Source organism: Streptomyces sp. NPDC093984 (genome assembly GCF_044764595.1).
Classification (GTDB): Bacteria; Actinomycetota; Actinomycetes; order Streptomycetales; family Streptomycetaceae; genus Streptomyces; species Streptomyces cynarae.
Genome location: NZ_JBIWIM010000006.1, coordinates 19,526 through 44,990, shown reverse-complemented (window position 1 = coordinate 44,990; position 25,465 = coordinate 19,526). Strand labels below are relative to the sequence as shown.

Genomic DNA, 25,465 nt, shown 5'->3' with positions numbered 1-25,465 from the left:
TTACCGGCTGCCCGTATTCTCGGCTCGTGGAAGCGATGGGTCACCCTCACGATGCACAGGTCAGCGTCGTCGTCATCGGATACGACGACGCCGCCCATGTGACAGGCGCGGTCCGCTCGGCCCTCGCGCAGGGCGGGGTCGTCCGCGAAGTGATCGCGGTCGACGACTGCTCGTCGGACGGCAGCGCCGAGCTGCTGCACGCCCTGGCGGCCGAGGAGCCGCGCGTCAGGGTGATCAGCCGGACCACCAACAGCGGCGGCTGCGGCACCCCGCGCAACGACGGGATCGAGGCGGCGACCGCCCCGTACGTCATGTTCCTGGACAGCGACGACGTGCTGCCGCCGGGTGCGGTGGACGCGCTGCTCATGGCGGCCGTCGCGCACGGCACCCAGCTCGCCGCCGGCCTGTGTGTGCGCCGCGAGCTGCCCTCGGGCCGCGAGGTGGCCTGGCAGCCGGAGCTGTACGAGCGGGCCGCGGTGGTCTCCCACCCCGCCCGGCGCCCCGGCCTGGCCCACGACACGCTGTGCGTCAACAAGCTGTACCGCACCGACTTCCTGCGCGAGCACGGCATCCGCTTCCCCGACGGCCGCTTCCACTACGAGGACTTCGTCTTCAGCGCGCGCGTGCTGGCGGCCGGCCCGAGCATCGCCGTGATCCCCGACACCGTGTACATCTGGCACGTGCGCCGCTCCGCCCAGCGCCTGTCCATCTCCCTCGCCCGCGCCGACATCGAGAACTGGAAGGCGCGCATGGAGGCGACCCGGCAGTCGCACGAGATCCTGCTGGGCGCCGGCGAGAAACAGCTGGCGCGGGCGGCCCGCACCACCTTCCTGGACCGGGGCTTGCGCATGTACACGCGAGAGCTGCCGTTGCGCGACGAGGAGTACCGCAAGGAGTGGTGGCGGCTCACGCGCGCGTACCTCGAGGAGTTCGAGGCGGCCGACTTCGCTCAGGCTTCCGTGCCGGGGCGGGTCGTCGCGCAGGTGGTGCTCGCCTCCGAACAGCCGCGCGACCTGTCCCGGCTCAAGGAACTCGCGGCCCGTCCGGCGCGGCTGACCCCGCGGTACGCGAGGACGGCGGACGGCACGCCCGTCTGGTCGGACGACCTGCCGCAGGTCCGGCTCGAGCACCTGCTGCGATGCCCCATGGAGCACCTGCCGGTCACCGTCGACGCGGAACTGCGCCCCGGGGCGCGTGCCGGCCGGCTGCGGCTGCGCCTGCACGAGCTGTACGGGCGCGTGGAGGACGCGCGTCCGTCCCGGGTGGACGTGGAGTTCGTGCTCCGGGAGGACGAGAAGCGGGTCGGGCTGTCCACCACGGCCGAGCTCCGGAAGGACCCGGACTCCGCCGGCTGGACTGCCGAGACACCGGTGGACCTCGCGGCGCTCGGCGCCGGAACCTGGGACCTGAAGCTGACGCTCCGCTTCGATGACGGAACGAGCCGGGAGACCGCGCCGCACGCCGTCGCGGGCGCCGGTCTGCTGCGCCGCCAGGCGGTGCCGAGCCTGAGGCACGGCGTACTGCTGGTGCAGCCGTACGCGACGCACTCGGGGACGCTGGCGCTGAGGGTGGCGTCAGGAGCACGAGGTGTGACGTCGGTCGCGCGGCGCAGGCTCCGGCGCCTGCTTCACTTGAGGTGAAGGACGGCAGGAGAACCCCACCTGCTTCACTGAAGTGGCAGCAAGAACACGACAGGCCAACGAGCAAGGAGACGGCCGCATCATGACCTGGCTGATCACCGGCGGTGCCGGTTACATCGGGGCGCACGTCGTCCGTGCGATGACCGAGGCGGGCGAGAGCGCCGTGGTGTACGACGACCTGTCCACGGGCATCGCCGAGCGCGTGCCCACTCAGGTGCCGCTGGTGGAGGGCTCCACCCTGGACGGCGACCTGCTGCGCCGCACGCTGGCGGAGCACTCGGTGACGGGGGTCGTGCACCTGGCGGCGAAGAAGCAGGTGGGCGAGTCTGTGGAGCTGCCGCTGCACTACTACAGGGAGAACGTGGAAGGGCTGCGCGTCCTGCTGGAGGCGGTCACGGAGTCCCAGGTTCCGTCCTTTGTGTTCTCCTCGTCCGCCGCCGTGTACGGCATGCCGGATGTGGACCTGGTCACGGAGGAGACTCCGTGCGTCCCGATGTCGCCGTACGGCGAGACCAAGCTGGCCGGGGAGTGGCTGGTCCGGGCGACGGGAAGGGCGACCGGCCTGTCCACGGCGTCCCTGCGCTACTTCAACGTGGCGGGCGCGGCGAGCCCCGAGCTGGCGGACGTCGGCGTCTTCAACCTGATCCCGATGGTGTTCGAGAAGCTGACCGAGAACGCGGCACCGCGCATCTTCGGCGACGACTACGCCACGCCCGACGGCACCTGCATCCGCGACTACATCCATGTGGCCGACCTGGCGGAGGCCCACGTCGCGGCCGCCCGCGCGCTCCAGGCCTCCCCCGGCACGGACCTCACCCTCAACATCGGCCGCGGGGAGGGCGTGTCGGTCCGCGAGATGATCGACCGCATCAACGCGATCACCGGCTACGACATCCCGCCGACGGTCACCCCGCGCCGCCCCGGCGACCCGGCCCGCGTCGTCGCCTCGGCCGACCGTATCGCCCGGGAACTGGGCTGGACGGCGAAGCGCGACGTGGAGGACATGATCACCTCGGCGTGGGAGGGCTGGGTGCGCAGGCACCCGGAAGCGGCGCGGCGGTAGGACGCTCGGGCCTCGCAAGGCGGCGCGGCGGCAGGACGCTCAGGCCGTCGCGCTCCGCGAGAGTGCGGGGACTTCCGGGAACGTGGCGCCGGTCAGTTCCTCGGACACCGTCCACAGGCGGCGGGCCGCCTCCGGGTCACTGGCCGCGCGGGAGCGGCCGACCAGGGTAGGTGCGCCGCGCATCTCGCCCAGGCCGTCGGGGCCGACGTAGCTCGCACCGGGCAGGTCCTGGGTCGCGGCGTACAGGGTGGGCAGCGCGCCCGCCTTGTCGTCCTGGGCGAACAGGCGGTTGCCGACCTGCATCGCGATCCGGCGCAGGGCGCTCGCGTCGTGACCCTGGAGGCCGGTCGCGGCCCAGCCCGGGTGCGCGGCCAGCGCCCGCACCCGCGAGCCCGCCTCGGTCAGGCGGCGCTGCAGCTCCAGGGTGAACAGCAGGTTGGCCAGCTTGGACTGGGCGTAGGCCGCCATCGGGGAGTACGCGCCGGTCAGGTTCAGGTTCTCGAAGTGGATGCGCGCACCGGGAAACCGGTGCGCCCCCGAGGACACGGTGATCACACGATCCCTGACGTGCGGCAGCAGCAGGTTCGTCAGGGCGAAGTGGCCCAGGTGGTTGGTGCCGAGCTGGGTCTCGAAGCCGTCCTTGGTGGTGCCCTCGGGGACGTTCATGACACCGGCGTTGTTGACGAGCACGTCGATGTCGCCCTGCCACTCACCGGCGAACTCCCTTACGGACGCCAGGTCGGCCAGGTCGACACGGCGCACCTCCAGGCGGCCCTTCGCACCGCGCACGGTGGCGGCGGCCGCCTCGCCGCGCCGGGGATCGCGCACGGCGAGCACCACATGGGCGCCCGCCCGGGCGAGGGCGTCGACGGCGGCGAGGCCGATGCCGCTGTTGGCGCCGGTGACGACGACGGTGCGGCCGGTCTGGTCGGCTATGTCGCCGACGTTCCACTTGGCCTGCTTGGTCGGTCCGGTCTGCTTCTTGCTCTGTGTGCTCTGCGTCGTGGGCATGCAGCCAAAGTAGGCGCCGACAACAATGCTGTCAACGACAACAATGGTGACGCCGCCAACAAAGTAGTCGGCGACCACATCCTGGCTACACTGACCTGCATGCACACTCGACGCCGTTACCACCACGGAGACCTCCGCGCCGCGCTGCTCAGCCGCGCCGAGGAGACACTCCGGGAGAGGGGACCGGCCGCGCTGTCCCTCCGGGAACTCGCCCGCGACCTGGGTGTGAGCCACGCCGCACCGAGCCGTCACTTCAAGGACAAGCAGGCGCTGCTGGACGCGCTGGCGCTGGCCGGCTTCGACCGGCTCGCGCAGGCGATGACGGCGGCACTGGAGGAGACGGGCGAGTCGTTCGCCGAACGGCTGCGGGCGGGAGCCCGCGCGTACGTCGACTTCGCCACCGCCAACGCCGAGCTGCTCGACCTCATGTACGCGATCAAGCACACCCCCGAGGCGTCCGAGCAGCTGAACGCCGCGTCCCAGCGGTGGACCGACGCGATGGCGGCCCTGATCACCGAGGGCCAGCGCCGAGGAGAGGTGCGCGAGGGCTCTGTTGAGCGCGTGGGCGTCGGGGTCTTCTCCACCCTGCACGGCTACGCCTCACTCGCGGCGGGCGACCACCTGCCGCCGGAGGTGCGCGCCCAGGGCCTGGACGACCTGGTCGCGTACATCCTGCGGGGCTGCGCCCCGGAGCAGCGCACGCGGTAGCGGGCCCCGGGCCGCTCGATCCGGCCGCCACACGACCGACCCCCGTCCGCCCTGGCGGTGAACCGCGCAGTTCGGACGGGGGTCGGCAGGCCGGTGGTGATACCGGTCAGATGATGGTGTCGTAGATGTTCCACCCCGTGGCGATGCTGCTCCGCGAACCGTACGGCGACGTCGGGCTGCCGGTGCCCGGGTAGAGGTACGCGTTCCCGGAGGAGTCCCGGGCGACGAGGTCGGGCTTGCCGTCGCCGGTCACGTCACCGGGGCCGACCATGATGTAGCCGCCCCAGCCCGTGCCGACCTTCGTGCGCGGGCCGAAGGGCGACGTCGTGCTGCCCGTGCCGGGGTAGACGTACAGGTTCCCGGACGAGTCGCGGGCGAGCAGGTCCGGCTTGCCGTCACCCGTGAGGTCGCCGGAGTTGACCATGGTGTAGCCGCCCCAGCCGTAGCCCGCCTTGATACGAGGCCCGAAGGGCGAGGTGGTGCTGCCCGTGCCGGGATAGACGTACAGGTTCCCGGACGAGTCACGGGCGAGCAGGTCCGGCTTGCCGTCACCGGTCAGGTCTCCCATGCCGAGCATGGTGTAACCGCCCCAGCCGTAGCCCGCCTTCACCCGCGCCTTGAAGGGTGCCGACGGGTTGCCACTGCCCTGGTAGTACCAGAGGTTGCCGGAGCCGTCGCGGGCGACCATGTCACCCGTGCCGTCGGCGTGGAAGACCGACATCGGCGTCATGGCGTTGTAACCGCCCCAGCCGTAGCCGACCTTGTAGCGCGACAGGAACGGCGACGATGCCACGCCCGTGCCCTGGTACTGCCACAGGTTGCCCGACGAGTCACGGGCCAGGAGGTTCTGCCGCGTCGAGGCGGCCGGACCGGGCACCGCGGAGATCACCTTCACATCCGCCGAACTGAGGTACGCCAGACGGTGGTTGTAACGGATCGGGTAGTAGGTGGTGGTGCCGCTGATCACCGTTCGGTCGTGCGCGGCGCTGCCGTCGAACGTCGTCGAGCGGTAGTAGCCCGACGTCTCCTTCGCGTTGGCGACGTACGCCTGCCCGGACGGGATCGAGTACTTGGTGAGCGGCGTCACCGGCTGCGGGGTGAGGTCGCTCGGGTACGCGCTCGCCTCCGGGTAGGCGCGGCCGTAGACCGGAATGGAGTCGGCCCCGTCGCGGGCGGTGACCACCGTGACCGCGGAGGTGTCCGAGACGGGAACGGTGTACGCACCGTGCGGGTTGTAGAACCACGCCTTGGTGCCGCCGTACCAGATCGCCGTCCAGTCGCCCTGTTGGTCGGCCACCACGAAGTCCTGACCGGCGACCGCCTTGTCGCTCCAGTCGGATGCGGCGGTCGTCCCGGAGGAGAAGTACGGATTCGTGATCAGCGACGCGCTGTCCGACGGCGAGGTGCGCAGGTACACGAAGTCGGCGGGCTGCGCCGACTGACCGCTGACGGGCGGCTCGTACGACGAGTCGAACGGCGGCGCGATCCGCACCACTTCACCGGCGACGAGCGGCGAGCCGGCCGGGTTGCTGTTCGGCACGCCGAGCAGGGACATGTAGTGGTTCCAGTCCCAGTACGTGCCCGGGTCCCAGTGCATGCCGGAGACGTACGCGTCGAGCGGGCCCGTGATGTCGTCGTGGCCGATGATGTGCTCGCGGTCGAGCGGGATGCCGTACTTGCCCGCGAGGTACTTCACCAGCGCGGCGGACGACTCGTACTCCGACTCGGTGTACCAGCTCCCGCCCTGGAGCGCGAAGCCCTCGTGCTCGATGCCGATGGCGTGCTGGTTCATGTACCAGTTGCCCGCGTGCCAGGCGACGTCCTTGTTGGCCACCATCTGCGTGACCAGCCCGTCCGAGGAGCGGATCAGGTAGTGGGCGCTGGCACCGGCGGTCGGGTCCTGGAACTGGCTGAGTGCCGAGGCGTACTGGCCCTCGGTGTCGTGGATGACGATGTAGTTGATCGCGTCGCCGTCCGAGGGCCGGTCGGCGATGTCGTAGTTCCCGTACTGCGTCTTGTCGGTGGAACTGGTCTGCTGGTACGCGGCGGGTGCGAAGTTGCACGTCAGGCCGGTCGGGCACTCCGGGGCCGGGGTGTCGGCCGCCGTGGCCGCCGTCGCGGTGGTGTAGTTCGCGTCCGTCGCGGTGGCGAAGCCGGTGTGCGTGCTGCCGGTGGTCGAGTAGGCAGCGGTGCTCGCCCGCGGCTTCAGCCCGGGCTGCGCCTCGAGCGTCACCCGCTGGCCGTCGGCGGTCACACGGCTGATCCCCGAACGCATGTGGGCGTAGACGCGCTGCGCGAACTGTGCCGCGCCCCGGCTGTCCGGCGACTGGCTGTAACGTTCCACCGCCGCGTACCACTGCTCCGGGTCGGCCGGCAGCCCGCCGGTCGCCGCACGCTCGTACTCGGCCAGCAGCGCCGCACCTCCGCGCACGCTCTGCCTCATGTCCGTGCGCAGTGAAGTCGTCGACGTACCGATGAGCTTGGCCGCCCGGTCCAGCGTGTGCAGTGCGGGCGCGTCGGTCTGCACGGCGCCCACGTCGGCCAGCACGCGCTTCGACGGATGGAAGGGCTTCGGGTGGTCCTCGCCCCGCAGGTTCAGCTCCCGCATGCGGTCGCTCACCGACGGCTTGGGCACGTCCGTCGAGGCCACCTGCGTGAGGCCCATCACGTTGTAATTGCCGGTCATGCTCGGCCGGCCCGCGTGGGTGTCCCAGCGGCTCTGCTGGTACGCCACCGCCATCAGCACGCTCTGCGGCACGTGGAACTCCCGTGCCGCAGAGGCGAACTCGTCCTGCAGGGCGGTGGGAGCGACCGCCGTCGACGGCGAGCCACCCGGCTGGCTGGCCTGTGCCACGGCCGCGATTCCCACCGCGACCAACGCGAGCACGCCCCCGGCAGCCATTCCCACCCGCACCCTTGACCGGCGGTGTCTTCGCTGCTTGCGATTCAAAAGACCGTCACATCCTGTTCTGGCCATGCCTCGGCCTACCAGGGGGGCGGCACCCGGACGTTAGCAGGGAAGACGAGCGTGCACACACTTGGTATGCCGAACAACAGATCGCTTTTGCCGAACGCAGATCGTTTCACGGTTCGGGTGCGCGTCCGCTCGTCCTCTCCGCCGCCTCCTGGGCCGCGTTCACCGAGCGACTCGAGGGCTGTTGGGCGGACGACCACTGTCCGCGCGAGGCCCCGACGATAACAGCCGGACTCACAAGGCCCGCAGGGCCCCCGCGGTGGCCCGGGCCAGCCCCGCCAGATACCCCTTCGGCAGCTTCGCCCCCCGGACCACCACCGCGCGCCAGTACAGCGGGCCCGAGATCAGGTCCAGGGCAAGGTCCGTGTCGATCGCCGCGCCGATCTCGCCGCGGGCGACCGCCGCCGCGACGATGCCGCTCGCCACGCTGTCCTGCCCCTCGCGCAGCGCCTTCTGCATGGCCTCGGCGATGTCGGGGTTGCGGGCCGCCTCCGCCTGGAGGTCCGGGATGATCTGGCCGGCCACCGGGTGGCGCAGCGCTCGGGAGGTGACCTCGTAGAGGAGACGGAGGTCTCCTTCGAGGGACCCCGTGTCGGGGGCCGGCAGGCCCTGGACGGCGATCACCGAGACCAGGTCGAGGACCAGGTGCAGTTTCGAGCGCCAGCGGCGGTACACCGCCGTCTTGCCGACACCGGCCCGGCGCGCGATGCCCTCGATGGACATCCGGGCGTAGCCGACGGCCGCCAGCTCCTCGAAGACCGCCGCGCGAATGGCTTCCGTCACGTCCTCGCGGAGGACGGCCGCACCCGCGGGCGCCCTGCGGCGCCGTTTCACCTGGGGAGTGTCGGCGTTCGTCGTCATGCGGACCAGCATAGGGCGTGACGACGAAACGGTTGCGTTCCGACGTCGAATCGGCTTAGTCTCGCGTTGCGACGATACGGTCCCGTTCCGACGTAAAGGACAGTAGTCCGAAGTCCCAAGAGCAGTACAAGAGCCCTAGAGCCGAGCAAGACACCGGCAAGAAACGTGAGAAACACAGGGCGGCGGTACCAGAGGGGGACAGCGCGGCGGAACACTCGGTACCGGTTGCGCAACCGACCCCCCGAGCGAAAGCAGCGGATGTGAGCCAGGTCCTCCACACACCGCCTCCCACGGCCGCCGACCCGGCCGAGACCCCGGCGCAGCTCGCCGCCCGGTACGGCCTCGCGGTCAGCGGTGCCCGCCCCTCCCTGCCGGAGTACGTCCGCCAGCTGTGGGCGCGCCGGCACTTCATCACGGCCTTCGCCACCGCCAAGCTCACCGCCCAGTACAGCGAGGCGAAGCTCGGCCAGATCTGGCAGGTCGCCAACCCGCTCCTGAACGCGGCGGTGTACTACTTCATCTTCGGCATCCTCCTGGGCACCAGCAAAGGCGTGCCGGACTACATCCCGTTCCTGGTCACGGGTGTTTTCGTCTGGACGTTCACGCAGAGTTCGATCATGGCGGGCACCCGCGCGATCTGCGGCAACCTCGGCCTGGTGCGCGCACTGCACTTCCCGCGGGCCGCGCTGCCGATCTCCTTCGCGCTCCAGCAGCTCCAGCAGCTGCTGTTCTCGATGGCCGCCCTGGTCGTGATCCTCCTGTGCTTCGGGGTGCCGGTGGCCGCCTCCTGGGTCCTCGCGGTCCCGGTCCTGCTCCTGCAGTTCGTGTTCAACGCCGGCGTATCGATGATCGTGGCCCGGATGGGCGCCAAGACGCCGGACATCGCGCAGCTGATGCCGTTCCTCCTGCGCACCTGGATGTACGTCTCGGGCGTCATGTGGAGCATCGCCAAGACGCTGAAGCACAGCGGCATGCCCCACTGGGCGAAGCTGGTGCTGGAGTCGAACCCGGCGGCCGTCTACATCGACCTCGTGCGCTTCGCCCTGATCGACAGCTTCAAGGCGCACCAGCTCCCGCACCACGTGTGGGCTTACGCGACGGGCTGGGCCCTGCTCGCCGGCGTCGGTGGCTTCATCTACTTCTGGAAGGCTGAGGAGACGTACGGCCGTGGCTGATCTTGTGAACGACCGGCGGAACGACGGGCCGAACGACGAGCCGGTCCCCACCGTCATCTGCGACGGCGTCGACATCGTCTACCGCGTCAACGGCACCGGCGCGGGCCGTGGCTCCGCGACCGCCGCGCTCAACCGCATCCTGCGCCGCAAGCAGGCGGAGAAGGCGGCGGGCGTGCGCCGGGTGCACGCGGTGAAGAACGTGTCCTTCACCGCGTACAAGGGCGAAGCCATCGGCCTGATCGGAACCAACGGCTCCGGCAAGTCCACGCTGCTCAAGGCCATCGCCGGCCTGCTCCCCGTGGAGAACGGCAAGATCTACACCAACGGTCAGCCGTCCCTCCTCGGCGTCAACGCGGCCCTCATGAACGACCTGACCGGCGAGCGCAACGTCCACCTGGGCGGCCTTGCCATGGGCATGCCCCGGGAGCAGATCAAGGAGCGCTACCAGGACATCGTCGACTTCTCCGGCATCAACGAGAAGGGCGACTTCATCACACTCCCCATGCGGACGTACTCCTCCGGCATGGCCGCCCGTCTGCGCTTCTCCATCGCCGCCGCCAAGGACCACGACGTGCTGCTGATCGACGAGGCGCTCGCCACCGGCGACCGGTCCTTCCAGAAGCGGTCCGAGGAACGCATCCGCGAGCTGCGCGAGCAGGCGGGCACCGTCTTCCTGGTCAGCCACAACAACAAGTCCATCCGGGACACCTGTGACCGGGTGCTGTGGCTGGAGCGCGGCGTGCTGCGCATGGACGGTCCGACCGAGGAGGTCCTCGAGGAGTACGAGGCGTTCACGGGCGGCGCCGACAAGGCCAAGGGCGCGAGCGCGACCGGACAGGCGAGCGCCCAGAAGAAGGCACCCGCCGGAGCGAAGTAGCATTTTCCTTCACCGAGGCGCGGGACGAGAGCGGTTGTTCCCCTCTCGTACGTGTCTCTTACTATCTCGTATACGCCTTATTCATGTTGTTCATCAGCAGCAGTGCCGCCGTGGGCGACTGAAGAGCAGGGAGACCACGTGCAACCAGGGCTGAGCGTGATCGTTCACGGCCCCGAGACCCAAGGCCACCTGGGCGAGCTTCTCGACGCCCTCACGACCCAGCCTTTCGCCGAGGCCGAGGTGGTGATCGCGGCCGTCGGCGACTGGGCCCGGCAGGAGGCCGAGCGGCGCGCCGCCGACGACCCCCGAATGGTGGTGGTGCCGCTGCCCGAGGGCACGAGCGACGGCGCGGCCCGGGTCGCGGGCGCCGAGCGGGCCACCGGCCGCTGGCTGCACTTCGTGCACGCCAAGGACGGGCTGCCCGTGGGCGCCGTGCGCACGGTCGCCGACCGCACCGCGGAGCTCGGGGACTCGGCGGACGTCCTGGTCGTGGACCACCTCCGCTCGACCTGGCAGACCTCCGGGGCGCCCAGCGAGGACCACCGGTTCCTGGCCCGGGCGAGCCGCCGCGGCGTCCCGCTCGCCGACTTCCCGCAACTGCTGCGGCTCACCCCGGTGCTCGGCAATCGGGTGATACGCGCTGATTTCTGGCGAACCCAGGACATCGCGGCCATCGCGGACGACGACTTCCGTGACGACGAGGCGTACACCGCGCTCGCCGTGCTCCTGCACGCCGACCGGATCGCAGCCCTCGACCACGTCGCGTACGAGATCAGGGAACTGCGCGAGGAGAGCCTGCCGCCGGTGACCGCCGCCCAGCGGTACGCCGTGATAGAGCGGTACGAGCGGCTGCACCGCGTCCTGGCCGACCAGGGCGCGCCCGAGGGGCCGCGTGCGGTGCTGTACGACGTCATGGTCCGCGACCTGCTGCGCACCTTCGCGCGCAGCAGGATGCCGGAGCAGGTCGCGCGGGAGTTCTTCGCCCGCGCGTCCCGGGCCGCCGTGCGCTGGCGGCCGGAGCACCACCAGCGCCCCGGCGGTTTCGAGGGCATCCGCCGCTCGCTCCTGGAGGAGAACGCATACACCCGCTACCGCGCCTTCCAGGCCGCCAACCAGAAGCGGCGCGAGGTGAAGTCGGCGGTGACCACCGGCAAGCGGGAGGTGGGCGCGAAGCTGCGCGACCACCGCTACCGGCGCGCCCTGAGCGAGCCCGTCGACCCCAACCTGGCCGTCTTCTCGGCGTACTGGGACCGGGGCGTGGCCTGCAACCCGGCCGCGATCGCCGCGAAGCTCGCCGAGCTCGCCCCGCACATCCACCAGGTGTGGGTGGTCGCCCGCGCGAAGGCGGCGCTGCTTCCGCCGGGCACCGACCACATCATCGCGGGCACCCGCCGCTACTGGGACGTGATGGCACGTGCCAAGTACCTGGTGAACAACGTCAACTTCCCGAACTCGGTGGTCAAGCGCCCGGACGCGATCCACCTCCAGACCCACCACGGCACCCCGCTCAAGCGCATGGGCCTGGACCAGCTGGACTTCCCGGCCGCCTCCAAGGGGCTGGACTTCGACGCGCTGCTGGCCCGTATCGACAAGTGGGACTACAGCCTCTCGTCCAACAGCCACTCCACGCGGATGTGGGAGCGTGCGTACCCGTCGCGGTACACGAAGCTGGACTACGGCTACCCGCGCAACGACGTCTTCTACTCGGCGACGGCCGAGGACATCCGCGCGATCCGCGAGCGCCTGGGCATCGCCCCGGGCCGCCGGGCCATCCTGTACGCGCCCACCCACCGGGACTACGAGGCCGGCTGGACCCCGCGCCTCGACCTCGCCTCCCTCGCCGACCGGCTCGGCGAGGACACGGTCCTGCTGGTCCGCGGCCACTACTTCTACGGCGGAGCGGCCTCCCCGCTGACCGATCTGCGCCGCTCGGGACGGGTGATCGACGTGTCGTCGTACGACCCCGTCGAAGACCTGTGCCTGGCGGCGGACGCGCTGGTCACGGACTACTCGTCCATCATGTTCGACTACGCCAACCTCAACCGCCCGATCGTGATCTACGCCGACGACTGGGAGACGTACGCGAAGACCCGCGGCGTCTACTTCGACCTGATGGCGGAGGCGCCGGGCCAGGTGGCGCGCACCCAGGAGCAACTGGCGGCGGTGTTCGAGACGGAGGCGTGGCGGGACGAGGCCGCGCGGAAGTCGCTGACCGCCTTCCGGCGCCGGTTCTGCGAGTTCGACGACGGGCGGGCCGCGGAACGGGTGGTGCGCCGGGTGTTCCTCGGCCAGAGCGAGGAGTCGCTGCCGCCGGTGATCCCCGTGGACGAACGCACCCCGGCCCCGACCCCTGAGGAGGCGAACGCGTGACGCCGGCCGTGACCGACGAGACCCGAACCCCCGATGTGACGATCACGGTCATCGTCTTCAACGACGCGGAACGCCTTCCGCGTGCGGTGGCGTCGCTGCTGCGGCAGACGCACACCAACATCGAGGTGATCATCAGCGACGACCACTCGACGGACGACACGCCGTCGGTGGCGCGGCGGCTGGCCGCCCAGGACGAGCGGGTGCGCTATCTGCGCCTGCCGGAGAACAGCGGCGGGTGCAGCGCACCGCGCAACCGGGCGCTGGAGATCGCCCGGGGCCCGTATCTGATGTTCCTCGACAGCGACGACGAACTGCCCGAGAACGCGGTGGAGTTGCTGCTGGCGGCGCACCGCGAGCGGGAAGTCGACTTCGCGATGGGCGCTGTGGAGCGGGTCCGGGTCGACACCGGACGGCGCTCGACCTGGATGGCGCACCTCGTCGCCGAGCGGCGCACGGTGGAGGGCATCGACGCCGAGCCGGAACTGCTCTTCGAGCACCTGTCGACGAGCAAGATGTACCGGCGGGAGTTCCTCGACCGGCACCAGCTGCGCTTCCCCGAGGGGATCCACTACGAGGACCAGCTCTTCTCGGCGCAGGCGTACTGCCTGGCCCGGTCCTTCACGATCATCCCGGAGCCGGTGTACCGCTGGTACATAGCGCCGTACGTGGCGGCCGAGGCGGCGTCGATCTCCAACCAGCGGCACAAGCTGTCGAACGTCAGCGACCGCATCTACGTGCAGACGCTGATCGACGAGTTCCTGAAGGAGAGCGGGCACGAGGGGCTGCGCCGGCACAAGGACTACAAGTTCCTCAAGCACGACTTCCGGATGTACGCCGGTGACCTGCCCTACCGCGACGAGGAGTGGCTGGCCGGTTTCGCGGACATCGTGACCCCGTATCTGGAGGGGCTCGCCGACGACGCCTACGCCCGGCTGCCGCGTGTGGAACGGGTGGTGATCCAGCTCATCCGCGACCGGCGGCTGACGGAGGCGCAGGAGGCGGCGCGGGGGCTCGGCCACGGCGTGGCTCCCCGGACGACGTCCACGGACGACTCGGGGGCCGTGTACTGGGGCTCGCAGGTGCCGGCGTCGTCGTGGGCGCGCCGGGAACTGGACGTCTCGGACCTGGAGTTGGAGTACCGGCCGTTCCCGAGCGCGCTGTTCCGGCATGAGATCACGTCGGTGGAGCCGGGCCCGGGTGCGTCGGTGAACCTGTCGATCCGGACCTACGACCCGGGTCTGCGGCTCCCCGTGGGCCCGCAGCGGGCGAGCATCGTGGTCGCGCCGGGGCGGCGCCGCCTGGTGACGGCGTTCCGCCTGGACCCCGTGCGTCCCGGTGTCTTCGAGGGCCGGGTGCGCGTCGACCTCGCGGCGGCGCAGCTGCCGGTGCAGGGGTTCCAGGGCATCCGGCATCCCATGCTGCGCCTGGAGAACCAGGGCCTGTTCAACACGGGCGTGCTGCTGGCACCGCTGACGTTCCCGGCGCTGACGGCGACACAGGTGGGCACGCTCCCGCACGAGGTGACCGTGGAGCCGGAGGGCCGCGGGGCGGGACGCCTGCAGATGCGGTGGCGACCGGTGGGCGTCACGGCGAAGGTCGGTCCGGTGGTCCGGCGGGTCGCGGGTCCGCGGATGCGGCGGGCCGCACGGCTGGTGCGGAGCGCGTTGCGGTAAGGGTGCGGGGCGGCGGGGGCGAGCAGAGGTCTGCTCGCCCCCGCCGCCCTTTCCCGTCCCGTCCCCGGGGGCTGCGCCCCCAGCCCCCCGCTGTCGGCCTGACGGCCTCGTCCTCAAACCCCCCAGGCTCTTCGAGCAGTGGGGACCCCCAGACGGGCTGAATGATGCCGACCGGGGGAATATCAGCCCCTCCGGCGTTTGAGGAGCGGGGGTCCGGGGGTCGGCCCCCGGAAAAGGGGTCTGAGGCGCAGCCCCAGCGGGGTCGAAGGGGCGGAGCCCCTGGAGGTGGGACGGGTAGGGGCGGCGGGGGCGAGAAACCCCCTAGCGGACCACCTCGTACAGGACCTGCCCCCGGGGTCCGGAAGCCACCCGCCGCAAGGCGGCGTCACCCGCCGGCAGCCCCCCGTCCGAGCGGCGCTGGACAACCCACCGCACCCCGTACTTCCGCAGCACCCCCAGCCGCTCGGTCCGCGAGGACCCGGCCGCGAAGTACGTCCGTACCGCCGCGTCCCTCCGCGCCTCGTCCGGCAGGAAGAAGTCCGGATAGCCGGGCGCCACCGTGTACGCCCCGTACGCCGGGATCTGCCGCGCGGGGTTCGTCTTGGCCATCACCACGTCCCCGTACCGCACCCAGGGCGTGATCCAGTGGTACCCCACCCACGGATCCCGGTACTTCTCCGCGACCACCTCGGGCAGCGCGTTCCGCCCCGTCACGTACCCGACCGTCTGGATCTGCGTCCAGGCCCCCACGGCCAGCGCCGCGGCCAGCACCACGGCCGCCACGTTCCGCAGTGCGCCCCGCGCCGCCCCGGCCACCTCGACGGCCGCCGCGAGCTGCGCCGGGATCAGCACCGCCGGCAGCGCCCGGCCCCAGGAGTAGTGGCCCGTCAGGCCGCCCAGGCCGAACAGCAGCGCGCCCAGAACGAAGAACAGGACCAGGGGGTCCAGACGGTCCCGCCGCGCCCGTACCCCGAGCGCCACCACCCCGAGCAGCACCAGGCAGAACCGCGGGAACAGCTGCTCGTACAGCGGGCGGTGGATCTCCTCCAGGCCGCCCACCCCGAACAGTGCGAAGAAGTCGTAGTACGGCCAGAGCGCGAGGATCACGGCGCCCAGCGCCAGCCCGGCGCCGAGGCGCAGCCACGTCCTGAGTCCGGCCCGCCCCCCGACCACCGTCGCCAGCGCGCCCAGCGTCGCGACCACCCCGGTGAACTGGTGGCTGAGCAGGATCACCGCCCACAGCGCACCGAGGCCGAGGAACGCCACCCAGCCGCCCTCGCTCTTCAGCGTCCGCGCAAGTAGCGCCCAGAAGTGGAAGGCCAGCCCCAGGGCGAACACGCTCGGATACGCCACCGTCAGCGCCAGCGAGTTCAGCCCGATGAAGCCGCTCCAGTTGAACACCTGCGTGCCCCACAGGAACACCACGCACAGCAGGGCGAGCGGCGGCGCGAGGCGGTGCGGGCTCAGCGTGCGGACGTACCGCCACACGCCCGTCACCAGCAGCGTCAGGCTGATCAGCGCACCGATGCGCAGGACCACCCAGACGGACAGCCCGGTCACCCGGGCCACGACGCCGAGGAAGAGCATCCACGGCGAGTAGTACGGGCTCGGCGTGTTCTCGTCGACCAGTGGGTTGCCGGGGTCCAGCAGCCGGTGCCGCAGCCGTTCCACCGTCGCCGCGTGCATGCCGAGGTCGCCGACCCACGGCAGCCGCACGATGACGAGCAGCATCAGCACCACGAGCAGTGCCACCACCGCCCACAGCGCCGCGCCGACCGCGCCGTGGGGCGTCCTCACGGCCGCGAGCGGGCGCCAGGGCCGCCCGAGCCGCTTCCCGCCGGACCGGCCGCGAGCCTCCTCGGTCCCTCCGGTCCCCTCCGCTGCGATGCTCATCGCGCTCCGGCGCCCTGCTTGGTCCCGTGCTGGAACACCCACGTCCGGTACACCAGGAAGCGGAACGCCGACGCCAGCACGATCGACAGCGCCTTCGCCACGTTGGAGCCGATCGGCCCGTTCATGCCGAGGCCGTGGTAGCCGAGGTAGAACAGGACGCTCTCCATCACCACGCCGACCCCGCTGAAGACGAAGAACAGCACGATCTGCTGCCGGGTGCGCGAGGCCCGGTCGCGGTAGGCGAAGAAGCGGAAGCCGAGGTAGTTGGTGCCCATGGCGATGACGCTGGCGAGCACGGTCGCCGTCATCGGGGCCCATGCCAGACCGTGCAGCAGGGCGTTGAAGACGAGGATGTTGACCGCGACACCGCTGCCGCCGACGACCCCGAACTTGATCACCTCGACCGCCAGCCGCCGGACCCGGGAAAGCGCCGGGACGGGGGCGGGACGAACGGCCTCGGCTACCGGGCGAGCGACCTGTGGCCGCCGCTCGGTGAGGTTCACAGACACGGGTAGGGGTCCTCCAACTCGTCCGACGATCACGCCAAACCTGTTCCGAACGTCCCGTCTAACAGGGACGAGTAAAACGGAGGGTTGGAATCCCCTAGGCCTTGGCAAGAAAGCGTCAGACTACGTTAGCCGATGAGCGACCGCGGGCATGATCCGGGGATGGCACATGGGGGCGCCCCTCTCACCGAGGGGCGCCCCCATCGTCGTACCGGCCCTGACGAAAGACCCTAGCTGTGCGTCCTCAGCAGGGTCCGCATCGTGCGCATCGCCACCGAGAGGTTCGCGAGGTCGAACGAGTCCGAGTTCGCGATCTCGTCGAGCGTCGTACGCGCCCGCGACAGGATCGCCGCGTTCTTCTCCTCCCACGCCTTGAAGCGCTGCTCCGGCGTCGACGTGCCGTTGCCGGCCGCCAGGACCTCCGCCGTCAGAGCCGCGTGGGCCGCGTACAGGTCCTCGCGGATCGCGGCGCGGGCCATCGACTGCCACCGGTCGGCGCGCGGCAGTTCGATGATGCGGTCCATGAGCTGGGTGATCTTGAGCCGGTCGGCGAGGTCGTAGTAGACCTCGGCGACGTCCATCGGGTCCTTGCCCATGCGGTCGGCCACCGAGACGATGTCGAGTGCCGGGAAGGCGGAGGAGAACCCGGCCACGCGCGTGGCGAGTTCGTCCGGGACGCCCGCGCCCGTCAGCTCGTCGTAGATCTTCTGCCACCACTCCAGGTCCGCACCGCGCACGAGCTTCGGCAGTTCGCTCCAGACCTGCTCGACGCGCTCGGCGAAGAACGCGACGGTCTCGGTGAGCTGCAGCGGCTGCGGCCGGTTGTTGAGCAGCCAGCGCGTGCCACGCTCGACCAGCCGGCGGGAGTGCAGCCGGATGCGGGTCTGCACGGTGGCGTCGACCTGGTTGTCCAGGGCCTCCACCGCGTCCCACACGGGAGCGGAGCGGAAGATCGCGCGGGCCGCGGTCTGCGCCCGGACGATCTCCTCCAGCGAGGCGCCGGTCTCCTCGCGCAGACGGTGCAGGTAGGTCGTACCGCCCGTGTTGACCGTGTCGTTGACCAGGACGGTCGTCACGATCTCGCGGCGCAGCGCGTGGTTGTCGATCTGCTCGAAGAACCTCTCGCGCAGCGCGGTCGGGAAGTACGCGTGCAGCAGGCTGCGCAGGTACGGGTCGTCGGGCAGCGGCGTGTCCAGCAGCTCCCGGGCGACCGTGATCTTCGTGTACGCCAGCAGGACGGCCGTCTCCGGACCGGTCAGGCCCGCTCCGGCGGTGAGGCGCTCGCGGATCTGCCGGTCGGTGGGCAGGAACTCCAGCGCCCGGTCGAGGTGGCCCTCGCGCACCAGGTAGCGGATGAACCGCTGCTGCGCGTGCAGCATGTCCTTCGACTGGAACAGGGCGTTGGCGATCGCCACGTTCTGCGCGTAGTTGTTGCGCAGCACCAGGGCGCCGACCTCGTCGGTCATCTCGGCGAGCAGCTGGTTGCGCTGCTTGACGGTGAGGTCGCCGTTGGCCACGACCGAGTTGAGCAGGATCTTGATGTTCACCTCGTGGTCGGAGGTGTCCACGCCCGCGCTGTTGTCGATCGCGTCGGTGTTGATCTTGCCGCCGTGCTGGGCGAACTCGATCCGGCCGAGCTGGGTCAGGCCCAGGTTGCCGCCCTCGCCGACGACCTTGACGCGCAGGTCCTTGCCGTCCACGCGGATCGCGTCGTTGGCCTTGTCGCCGACGTCCGCGTTCGACTCCGTGGAGGCCTTGACGTAGGTGCCGATGCCGCCGTTCCACAGCAGGTCGACCGGTGCCTTGAGGATCGCCCGCATCAGGTCGGCCGGGGTCATCTTGGTGACCTTGCCCTCGATGCCCAGCGCCTCACGGATGTGCGCGTTGACCTGAATCGCCTTGGCCGTGCGCGGGAACACACCGCCGCCTGCCGACAGCAGCTCGGTGTTGTAGTCCGCCCAGGACGAGCGCGGCAGCTCGAACAGGCGGCGGCGCTCGGCGTAGGAGGTCGCCGCGTCCGGGTTCGGGTCGATGAAGATGTGCCGGTGGTCGAAGGCCGCGACCAGACGGATGTGCTCGCTCAGCAGCATGCCGTTGCCGAACACGTCTCCGGACATGTCGCCGATGCCGACGACTGTGAAGTCCTCGGACTGGGTGTCCAGGTCGAGCTCCCGGAAGTGCCGCTTCACGGACTCCCAGGCGCCCCGGGCGGTGATGCCCATCTTCTTGTGGTCGTAGCCCGCCGAGCCGCCGGAGGCGAAGGCGTCGCCGAGCCAGAAGTTGTACTTCTCGGCGACCTCGTTGGCGATGTCCGAGAACGTCGCGGTGCCCTTGTCGGCCGCGACCACCAGGTAGGTGTCGTCGCCGTCGTGGCGTACGACGTCCACCGGCGGCACGACCTCGCCGGCCACCATGTTGTCGGTGATGTCGAGCAGCGCCGAGATGAACGTGCGGTAGCTGCGGATGCCCTCCGCGAGCCAGGCGTCACGGTCCTTGGCCGGGTCCGGCAGCTGCTTGGCGACGAACCCGCCCTTGGCGCCGACCGGCACAATGACGGTGTTCTTCACCATCTGCGCCTTGACCAGGCCGAGGATCTCGGTGCGGAAGTCCTCGCGCCGGTCGGACCAGCGCAGACCACCGCGCGCGACCTTGCCGAAGCGCAGGTGCACGCCCTCGACGCGCGGCGAGTACACCCAGATCTCGTAGGCCGGACGCGGCGCCGGCAGGTCCGGGATGGCCTGCGGGTCGAACTTCATGGAGACGTAGTCGTGCGGCTTGCCGCCATGCGCCTCCTGGAAGAAGTTGGTGCGCAGCGTCGCCTTGATGACGGTGAGGAAGGAGCGCAGGATGCGGTCCTCGTCGAGCGAGGCGACCTGGTCGAGCGCGGCGTCCAGCTCCTCCAGCAGGGCGTCGGTCAGCTCGAGGCCGGCCCGCTGCCGCTCCGGCGACATCCGTGCCTCGAAGAGGGAGACCAGCAGCCGGGTGGTGTGGACGTTGTTGCGGAGGGTGTCCTCCATGTAGTCCTGGCTGAAGGTCGAACCGGCCTGGCGCAGGTACTTGGCGTAGGCGCGCAGCACCATGGCCTGCCGCCAGGTGAGGCCGGCGCTCAGGACGAGCGCGTTGAACCCGTCGTTCTCCGCCTGCCCGGTCCATACCGCGGCGAACGCGTCCTGGAAGCGCTCGCGGCCGTCGTCGCCCAGGTAGTCGCCGTTGCCGGCCACCTCCTTGGGCAGCCGGAGACCGAAGTCGTAGATCCACGCGGTCGTACGGTCCTGGCAGCGCAGCTCGTACGGCCGCTCGTCGATGACCTCGACGCCGATCCGCTGCAGCACCGGCAGCACGGCGGACAGGGAGACGGACCCGCCCTTGCGGTAGATCTTGAAGCGGCGCTCGCCGGGGCCGGTGCCCACGGGCTCGTACAGGCTGAGGGCGAAGTCCTTACCCCCCTCCTCGTCGGTGAGCTGTTCGAGGTGGACGAGGTCGGCGACCGCGGCGCGCGGGGTGTGGTCGGCCTTGTAGCCCTCGGGGAAGGCGTTCGTGTAGCGGCGCTGGAGCTCCGCGGCGCGCTCCTCGCCGAGCTCGGCGGTCAGCGCCTCGCTGAAGGCGTCGGTCCAGGAGCGGGCGGCCTCCACCAGCCGGGCCTCGATGCGCTCCTTGTCGGCGTCGGACAGCTCCGGCAGCTCGGTGCCCTGCGGGACCCGGACCACGAAGTGCAGCCGGGACAGGATCGACTCGGTGTTCCAGGCGGTGAAGTCGACGCTGGTGCCGCCCAGCTCCTCCTTCAGGATGTCGATGATGCGCAGCCGGACGCCCGTGGTGTAGCGGTCGCGCGGCAGGTAGACGAGGGCCGAGTAGTAGCGCCCGTACTCGTCCTGGCGCAGGTAGAGCCTGAGGCGGCGGCGCTCCTGGAGGTAGAGGACCGAGGTGACGATGGAGCGCAGCTCGTCGGCCGGGGTCTGGAACAGCTCGTCGCGCGGGTAGGTCTCCATGATCTGGAGCAGGTCCCGGCCGTCGTGGCTGTTGGGCGAGAAGCCGGCACCCGTGAGGACCTCGTCGACCTTGCGCCGGACGACCGGCACACGCAGCACGGACTCGGTGTAGGCGGCGGACGAGAACAGGCCGAGGAAGCGGCGCTCTCCGACGACGTTGCCGTTCTCGTCGAACTTCTTCACGCCGACGTAGTCGAGGTACGAAGGCCGGTGCACGGTGGCGCGGCTGTTGGCCTTGGTGAGGACCAGCAGCTTGTGCTCGCGGGCCTTGGCGCGGGCGTCGGCGGGCAGCCGCTCGAAGGACGGGCTGACCGGGTGCTGGTCCTCGCCCGCGTGGTGGGGGTCCGATCGCAGTATGCCGAGCCCGGTGCCGGGCACCGCGGCCAGCGTGTCGTCGTCACGCAGCTCGTACTCGCGGTAGCCGAGGAAGGTGAAGTGGTCGGCGGCCAGCCAGCGCAGCAGCTCGCCGGCCTCCTCGATCTGCGCCTGCGGAAGGTCCTGGGGGACCGGCTCCTTCTGGATCCCCTCGGCGATGCGCAGCGCGCAGTCGCGCATCTTCTCCCAGTCCTCGACGGCCTCGCGGACGTCGGACAGGACGCGCAGCAGGTCGGAGGTGATCTGCTTGAGGTCGGAGCGGTCCGTCTCGCGGTCGATCTCGACGTGGATCCAGGACTCGACGTGCGCGTCGTGCGGCAGCTCTGCCCCGGGGGCGTCGGGCAGCACCTCGAGGAGCTTGCCCGTCAGGTCGCGGCGGACGACGAACTGCGGGTGGATCACGACGTGGATGCCGCGGCCCTGGCGGGACAGCTCGTTCGTCACGGAGTCGACGAGGAACGGCATGTCGTCGGTGACGACCTCGACGACGGAGTGGCTGCAGGTCCAGCCGTTCTCCTCGACGGTGGGGGTGTGCACGCGCACGTTCGCCGTGCCCTGCGGGCGCGTCTCGGCCAGCCGGTAGTGCGAGAAGGCGGCGCCGAAGACGTCCACCGGGTCGCGGTCGGTCAGGTCTTCGGGGGCGGTGTGCAGGTAGTAGCGCTGGAGGAACGCGAGCACGGTCTCCCGGTCCGGGGTGCCCTCGTCCGTCGTCCCGGTCGGTAGGTGCCCCCCGACCGGGCTGTTCTCAGCTACCCGGGCGGCCCTCTCGAGCAGCTCGGCCTTGGCTTCGTCCAGCTTGGTCTGCATTGTCCTCTGGCTCCTGTCGCGCGCCGTTGCGTGACGTAGAAGGAAGTACGGTCTCTTCTCCGACGTAACGCCGCGACGCGGGGTGTCCGGTCTGCTTCGACGCTATGCCGCATGGAGAGAAGTGCGGGGGGTTATCGGCCATTTCCGGCGCCCGCGGCGACTGTGACGCTGTTCCCGGCGCGCTCGGCGCCTTCCGCGTCCCCGGCGCCCCGGTTGCCCCGGCGGGCGCCTGCGGCGCCCTGTCCGACCGGCCCCGCCTGTGAAGACCAGCGACCGCCGCCCGGTCACGGAGGTGGTCCGTGCTCACCGGGCGCAGGGCAGGGACGGCGACGTCCCCGCGAGCTATCGCGCTGATCACGCCACAAGGCTATCGCTCCCCGTGGGGGGCACGTCATGAGCCGTATGTGTACAAAACAGGGGGTCCAACTTTGACGTTCTGCACAGGGGCACCGAGGGCGATGCCGTGCAGGGCGCACGGTGCGAGCATGGCTGTACCGGCTGTGTGAGCCGTCAGGAGGCAGTGCCGGGCAGTGCGCGGCCCCTTGGCAAGCGCCTGCGGCCGAGGCACGTTGCCAGAAGCAACACGACGCAGCCGTCCGCACCACCGAGGGGAGCGCGGCCACCATGACGCAGAAGATCCTGATTGTCACCGGCGACGCGGCGGAATCACTGGAGGTCCTCTACCCGTACCAGCGCCTGCGGGAGGAGGGCTACGAGGTCCACATCGCGGCCCCGACCCGCAAGCAGCTCCGTTTCGTCGTCCATGACTTCGAACCCGGCTTCGACACCTACACCGAGAAACCCGGCTACAGCTGGCCCGCCGACCTCGCCTTCTCCGAGGTCGACCCCGGGGACTACGTCGCCGTCGTGATCCCGGGCGGACGCGCCCCGGAGTACCTCCGCAACGACCCCGAACTCCGCAAGATCCTCAAGTCGTTCTTCGACACGGACAAGCCGGTCGCCCAGATCTGCCACGGCCCTCTGCTCACCGCGGCGGTGGACGCCCTGCGCGGACGACGCGTCACCGCCTATCCGGCCCTGGAGCTGGACATGCAGGCGGCCGGTGCCGACTTCCAGGACGTCGAGGCGGTCGTCGACGGCACGCTCGTCTCGTCCCGGGCCTGGCCCGACCACTCCGGCTGGATGCGGGAGTTCCTGACCGTCCTGCGCGCCAAGGCGCCGGTGACCTGAGCCCGCCACCCGGGTGCGGTGCCCGCCGGGCGCCGCACCCTTCCGCCGACGGGCGGCCCGTGGTGGCACTTCCGGCCCAGCTCTCGGGCCTCCTCAGGCCGCCAGGCGCTCCGCCTCCTCGACCGCCTCCTGAAGCGTGTCGACCACCGGCACGCCGACCTCCTCGAGGCTGGCGCGGCTGTGGGAGCCCCCGGTGTACAGCACGGCCCGTGCCCCGACGTGGCGGGCGGCGACCGCGTCGTCGGCGGCGTCCCCGATCACCACCGTGCGCGCCGGATTCACGCCGTCGAGCGCCCGTATGTGGCGGACCATGTGCTCCGCCTTGCTGCCGCCGGACGGTCCGGTGCGCCCCTGCACCCGTACGAAGTGCGCCTCGATCCCGAGCGACCGGACCATCGGGACCAGTTCCTCGTGCCCGTACATGCTCAGCAGCGACTGGCTGCGGCCCGCCGACCGCCACCCCGCGAGCAGCTCCACCGCGCCCTCGGTGAGCCGGCAGCGGACTCGGTGCTCCGCGTAGTGGCGATGGAAGACCTCGTCCATCAGCTGCCACTCGGTGTCCGTCGGCAGCCGTCCCATCAGCCGCTCGTAGAACCTCGGGACCGGCACGCAGTACAGCGCCCGGTACTGCTCCAGCGTGATCGGCTCCAGCCCCAGCTCGGCGAACGCCGCGTTCGTCGCCCCGATGATCGCGTCGTTGTCGTGGAACAGCGTCCCGTTCCAGTCCCACACGATGTGCGCGCTTCCGTACGTCCCCATGCCATGAAACGTACCCGGCGGCGCTGACAATCACCGGTGCGCGCCCCGGCGGCCGGGAGAACGCCTGGGTCAGTCCGTGGAGCCGAGCAGGTTCGGGATCTCCTGCGTGGCGTACCAGAGCAGTTCGTGGTCCTCGGCGCCGTCCACGACGAACTGCGCGTCGTCGTCCCCGCGGTCGGCCGCCTCCAGCGCCTCCGCAGCCGCGGTCACGTCCGGCTCCGCGTCGGACGCGTCGACGTGCACGGCGGCCGCCTTGGCCAGCGGCACGGGGCCGGCGACGCGCACCTCGCCGAGCGCCGCCGGGTCGAGCCCGCGGTCGGGATCGGTGGTCGCCGCGCCGTCCGGGACGTCGACCGCGACCACGACCCGCCGCCGGGCCGTCCCCGGGTCGGCCGCCAGCAGGCGCAGGGAGGCGAGCGCGGCCCGGCCCAGCGCCGCGTACTCCAGTTCCTCGATGTCCTCGGAGAGGTACCACTCGCGCAGCGCGGGCGTGACGGCGTACGCGACGACCGGTTCGGCGCCCAGCTCGCCCGTCTTGTACGCCTCGGCGAGACCGGAGAGGGTCAGGGGGACGTAGACGCGCATGGCGAGCCGCTTTCGTAGTCGGTCAGGGGTCACCTCAGGATACGTGCGGGCGTCCCCCTTCGGGTCCCGCCCGCGCCCCTGGGGGGCGTCAACCGGGGCCGGCACGACTCACCCTGTGAACCCTTGCCGTCGCCGGGACTTCGCCCCGTCTCTCACTCTGATAGGTGAACTCTCCCGTCGGCCCGGCAGGCCCCCGGTTTCGTTGCGAGGCGGTCGCCCGCCCCGTACAAGATCCCCAAGAAGTTACCGACCGGTACTCACCGGCCTCGCGAAACGGGGATCCGCCATGCACAAGGTGATGACCAGGAACCAGGCGATGACCAGGACGAAGCCCGCCCCGGGCGCCCGCCCGCCGGTCCGCCACGACACGCGCCGTCCGGGCGGCGCGCCGCGGCGCGCGGAACCGGGCCAGGGCCCGTCGCGGACGAGGACGCTCCAGCGGCCGTCCACCACGCCGGCAGGGGCCACGTCGGCGGGGGCTACGTCGGCGGGGGCGGCGTCGGCAGGGGCCACGTCGGCGGGTGCGGCGTCGGCGAGTGCCGCATCGGGCAGTGCCGCGTCGGCGACCGCCGTATCGCCGCCCGGGCAGGCCGCCCAGGGGCCGCTCAGGCCCGTGCCGCACGTCCGCCCCACCGACGTCTTCGCCGACCGCCTGCTGTCCGTGCTGAGCGGTCAGCGGCCCGTGCACAGCATGCTCCGGCACACCGTCGGCCGGGCCTACGACGACCTGGCCCGGCTCGCCGAACGCGGCCCGCTCCGCACCCGTGGCACCCGCCCGGTCGTCCGCGACATCGGCTACTACGTCCCGCGCCCCGGCGCCATCGAGGCCTTCGCCCGTATCGGCGCGGGCGACCAGCTCCGCGCGATGGCGTTCCGCCTGGAATGCGGCCGCGACCACCGCTGGCGCTGCACGGCGGTGGAGCTGGGGGGACCGCGGACGCCGCACGGGGACGGCGTGTGACATACGAACAGGGAGGGGCCGGGCACCCTCGGGTGCCCGGCCCCCAC

At 71.0% G+C, this 25,465-nt stretch carries 17 protein-coding genes; 9 read left to right on the top strand and 8 right to left on the bottom strand.

All coding sequences use genetic code 11. The features are described 5' to 3' along the window. Positions 1-35 precede the first annotated feature (35 nt). Positions 36-1,640 carry a glycosyltransferase family 2 protein gene (locus ACIRC0_RS22140; protein WP_403619046.1) on the top strand — a complete coding sequence of 535 codons (1,605 nt, stop codon included), beginning with the start codon at positions 36-38 and terminating at the stop codon, positions 1,638-1,640. A gap of 82 nt (positions 1,641-1,722) precedes the next feature. Beyond that, the gene (gene galE, locus ACIRC0_RS22135) at positions 1,723-2,703 is read left to right on the top strand and encodes a UDP-glucose 4-epimerase GalE (protein WP_403618024.1); all 981 of its coding nucleotides are present in this window, start codon (positions 1,723-1,725) and stop codon (positions 2,701-2,703) included. Between the two features lie 39 nt (positions 2,704-2,742). Here the strand turns inward: galE and ACIRC0_RS22130 are convergent, their stop codons facing one another. Then, positions 2,743-3,714 carry an oxidoreductase gene (locus ACIRC0_RS22130; RefSeq protein WP_403618021.1) on the bottom strand — a complete coding sequence of 324 codons (972 nt, stop codon included), beginning with the start codon at positions 3,712-3,714 and terminating at the stop codon, positions 2,743-2,745. A 99-nt stretch (positions 3,715-3,813) separates the two neighbouring features. On the opposite strand from ACIRC0_RS22130, the gene ACIRC0_RS22125 reads away from it, so the two are divergent. Next, positions 3,814-4,422, top strand: a complete 609-nt coding sequence (locus tag ACIRC0_RS22125) for a TetR/AcrR family transcriptional regulator (RefSeq protein ID WP_403618018.1) — start codon at positions 3,814-3,816, stop codon at positions 4,420-4,422. Positions 4,423-4,528: 106 nt separating this feature from the next. On the opposite strand, the gene ACIRC0_RS22120 is transcribed toward ACIRC0_RS22125, so the two are convergent. Together ACIRC0_RS22120 and ACIRC0_RS22115 are read right to left on the bottom strand one after the other, a co-directional pair. Continuing rightward, a complete protein-coding gene (locus tag ACIRC0_RS22120) occupies positions 4,529-7,324 on the bottom strand; it encodes an N-acetylmuramoyl-L-alanine amidase (protein ID WP_403618015.1) in 2,796 nt (931 codons plus the stop codon). Positions 7,325-7,630: 306 nt separating this feature from the next. After that, positions 7,631-8,257, bottom strand: coding sequence for a TetR/AcrR family transcriptional regulator (locus tag ACIRC0_RS22115; RefSeq protein ID WP_403618012.1), 627 nt, complete (start codon positions 8,255-8,257; stop codon positions 7,631-7,633). A 260-nt stretch (positions 8,258-8,517) separates the two neighbouring features. Between ACIRC0_RS22115 and ACIRC0_RS22110 the strand changes: the two genes are divergently transcribed. The 4 genes from ACIRC0_RS22110 (at position 8,518) to ACIRC0_RS22095 (ending at position 14,352) form a co-directional block, all read left to right on the top strand. Then, a complete protein-coding gene (locus ACIRC0_RS22110) occupies positions 8,518-9,432 on the top strand; it encodes an ABC transporter permease (RefSeq protein ID WP_403618009.1) in 915 nt (304 codons plus the stop codon). After that, the gene (locus ACIRC0_RS22105) at positions 9,425-10,309 is read left to right on the top strand and encodes an ABC transporter ATP-binding protein (RefSeq protein ID WP_403618006.1); all 885 of its coding nucleotides are present in this window, start codon (positions 9,425-9,427) and stop codon (positions 10,307-10,309) included. The genes ACIRC0_RS22110 and ACIRC0_RS22105 overlap by 8 nt, the downstream gene beginning before the upstream one ends. A 138-nt stretch (positions 10,310-10,447) precedes the next feature. Then, on the top strand, positions 10,448-12,679 hold the full coding sequence (locus ACIRC0_RS22100) for a CDP-glycerol glycerophosphotransferase family protein (RefSeq protein WP_403618003.1): 2,232 nt from the start codon (positions 10,448-10,450) through the stop codon (positions 12,677-12,679). After that, complete coding sequence (locus ACIRC0_RS22095) at positions 12,676-14,352, top strand: glycosyltransferase family 2 protein (protein ID WP_403618000.1); 1,677 nt, start codon at positions 12,676-12,678, stop codon at positions 14,350-14,352. Before ACIRC0_RS22100 ends, ACIRC0_RS22095 begins: the two co-directional genes overlap by 4 nt. A 321-nt stretch (positions 14,353-14,673) precedes the next feature. Here the strand turns inward: ACIRC0_RS22095 and ACIRC0_RS22090 are convergent, their stop codons facing one another. From ACIRC0_RS22090 to ACIRC0_RS22080, 3 genes are all read right to left on the bottom strand, one after another. Then, positions 14,674-16,245, bottom strand: a complete 1,572-nt coding sequence (locus ACIRC0_RS22090; protein WP_403617997.1) for a hypothetical protein — start codon at positions 16,243-16,245, stop codon at positions 14,674-14,676. Beyond that, positions 16,242-16,754, bottom strand: coding sequence for a GtrA family protein (locus tag ACIRC0_RS22085; protein WP_403617994.1), 513 nt, complete (start codon positions 16,752-16,754; stop codon positions 16,242-16,244). The genes ACIRC0_RS22090 and ACIRC0_RS22085 overlap by 4 nt, the downstream gene beginning before the upstream one ends. A gap of 227 nt (positions 16,755-16,981) precedes the next feature. Further along, positions 16,982-21,922, bottom strand: coding sequence for an NAD-glutamate dehydrogenase (locus tag ACIRC0_RS22080; protein ID WP_403617991.1), 4,941 nt, complete (start codon positions 21,920-21,922; stop codon positions 16,982-16,984). A gap of 624 nt (positions 21,923-22,546) precedes the next feature. Here ACIRC0_RS22080 and ACIRC0_RS22075 point away from each other — a divergent pair. Continuing rightward, entirely contained in the window at positions 22,547-23,113 is a 567-nt protein-coding gene (locus ACIRC0_RS22075; RefSeq protein WP_200417727.1) for a DJ-1/PfpI family protein, read from the top strand. A 93-nt stretch (positions 23,114-23,206) separates the two neighbouring features. On the opposite strand, the gene ACIRC0_RS22070 is transcribed toward ACIRC0_RS22075, so the two are convergent. Further along, the gene (locus ACIRC0_RS22070) at positions 23,207-23,872 is read right to left on the bottom strand and encodes an HAD family hydrolase (RefSeq protein ID WP_403617987.1); all 666 of its coding nucleotides are present in this window, start codon (positions 23,870-23,872) and stop codon (positions 23,207-23,209) included. A gap of 69 nt (positions 23,873-23,941) precedes the next feature. Further along, positions 23,942-24,457, bottom strand: coding sequence for a DUF6912 family protein (locus tag ACIRC0_RS22065; RefSeq protein ID WP_403619043.1), 516 nt, complete (start codon positions 24,455-24,457; stop codon positions 23,942-23,944). A gap of 286 nt (positions 24,458-24,743) precedes the next feature. Between ACIRC0_RS22065 and ACIRC0_RS22060 the strand changes: the two genes are divergently transcribed. Continuing rightward, positions 24,744-25,418, top strand: coding sequence for an Rv3235 family protein (locus ACIRC0_RS22060; protein ID WP_403617985.1), 675 nt, complete (start codon positions 24,744-24,746; stop codon positions 25,416-25,418). Positions 25,419-25,465 lie beyond the last annotated feature (47 nt).

Excerpts from the sequence above, each read along its gene's own strand:
- ACIRC0_RS22120 (WP_403618015.1), bottom strand. The coding sequence starts at position 7,324 with ATGGCTGCCGGGGGCGTGCTCGCGTTGGTCGCGGTGGGAATCGCGGCC.
- ACIRC0_RS22060 (WP_403617985.1), top strand. The coding sequence starts at position 24,744 with ATGCACAAGGTGATGACCAGGAACCAGGCGATGACCAGGACGAAGCCC.
- ACIRC0_RS22070 (WP_403617987.1), bottom strand. The coding sequence starts at position 23,872 with ATGGGGACGTACGGAAGCGCGCACATCGTGTGGGACTGGAACGGGACG.
- ACIRC0_RS22080 (WP_403617991.1), bottom strand. The coding sequence starts at position 21,922 with ATGCAGACCAAGCTGGACGAAGCCAAGGCCGAGCTGCTCGAGAGGGCC.
- ACIRC0_RS22115 (WP_403618012.1), bottom strand. The coding sequence starts at position 8,257 with ATGACGACGAACGCCGACACTCCCCAGGTGAAACGGCGCCGCAGGGCG.
- ACIRC0_RS22140 (WP_403619046.1), top strand. The coding sequence starts at position 36 with ATGGGTCACCCTCACGATGCACAGGTCAGCGTCGTCGTCATCGGATAC.
- ACIRC0_RS22065 (WP_403619043.1), bottom strand. The coding sequence starts at position 24,457 with ATGCGCGTCTACGTCCCCCTGACCCTCTCCGGTCTCGCCGAGGCGTAC.
- ACIRC0_RS22090 (WP_403617997.1), bottom strand. The coding sequence starts at position 16,245 with ATGAGCATCGCAGCGGAGGGGACCGGAGGGACCGAGGAGGCTCGCGGC.
- ACIRC0_RS22130 (WP_403618021.1), bottom strand. The coding sequence starts at position 3,714 with ATGCCCACGACGCAGAGCACACAGAGCAAGAAGCAGACCGGACCGACC.
- ACIRC0_RS22125 (WP_403618018.1), top strand. The coding sequence starts at position 3,814 with ATGCACACTCGACGCCGTTACCACCACGGAGACCTCCGCGCCGCGCTG.
- ACIRC0_RS22075 (WP_200417727.1), top strand. The coding sequence starts at position 22,547 with ATGACGCAGAAGATCCTGATTGTCACCGGCGACGCGGCGGAATCACTG.
- galE (WP_403618024.1), top strand. The coding sequence starts at position 1,723 with ATGACCTGGCTGATCACCGGCGGTGCCGGTTACATCGGGGCGCACGTC.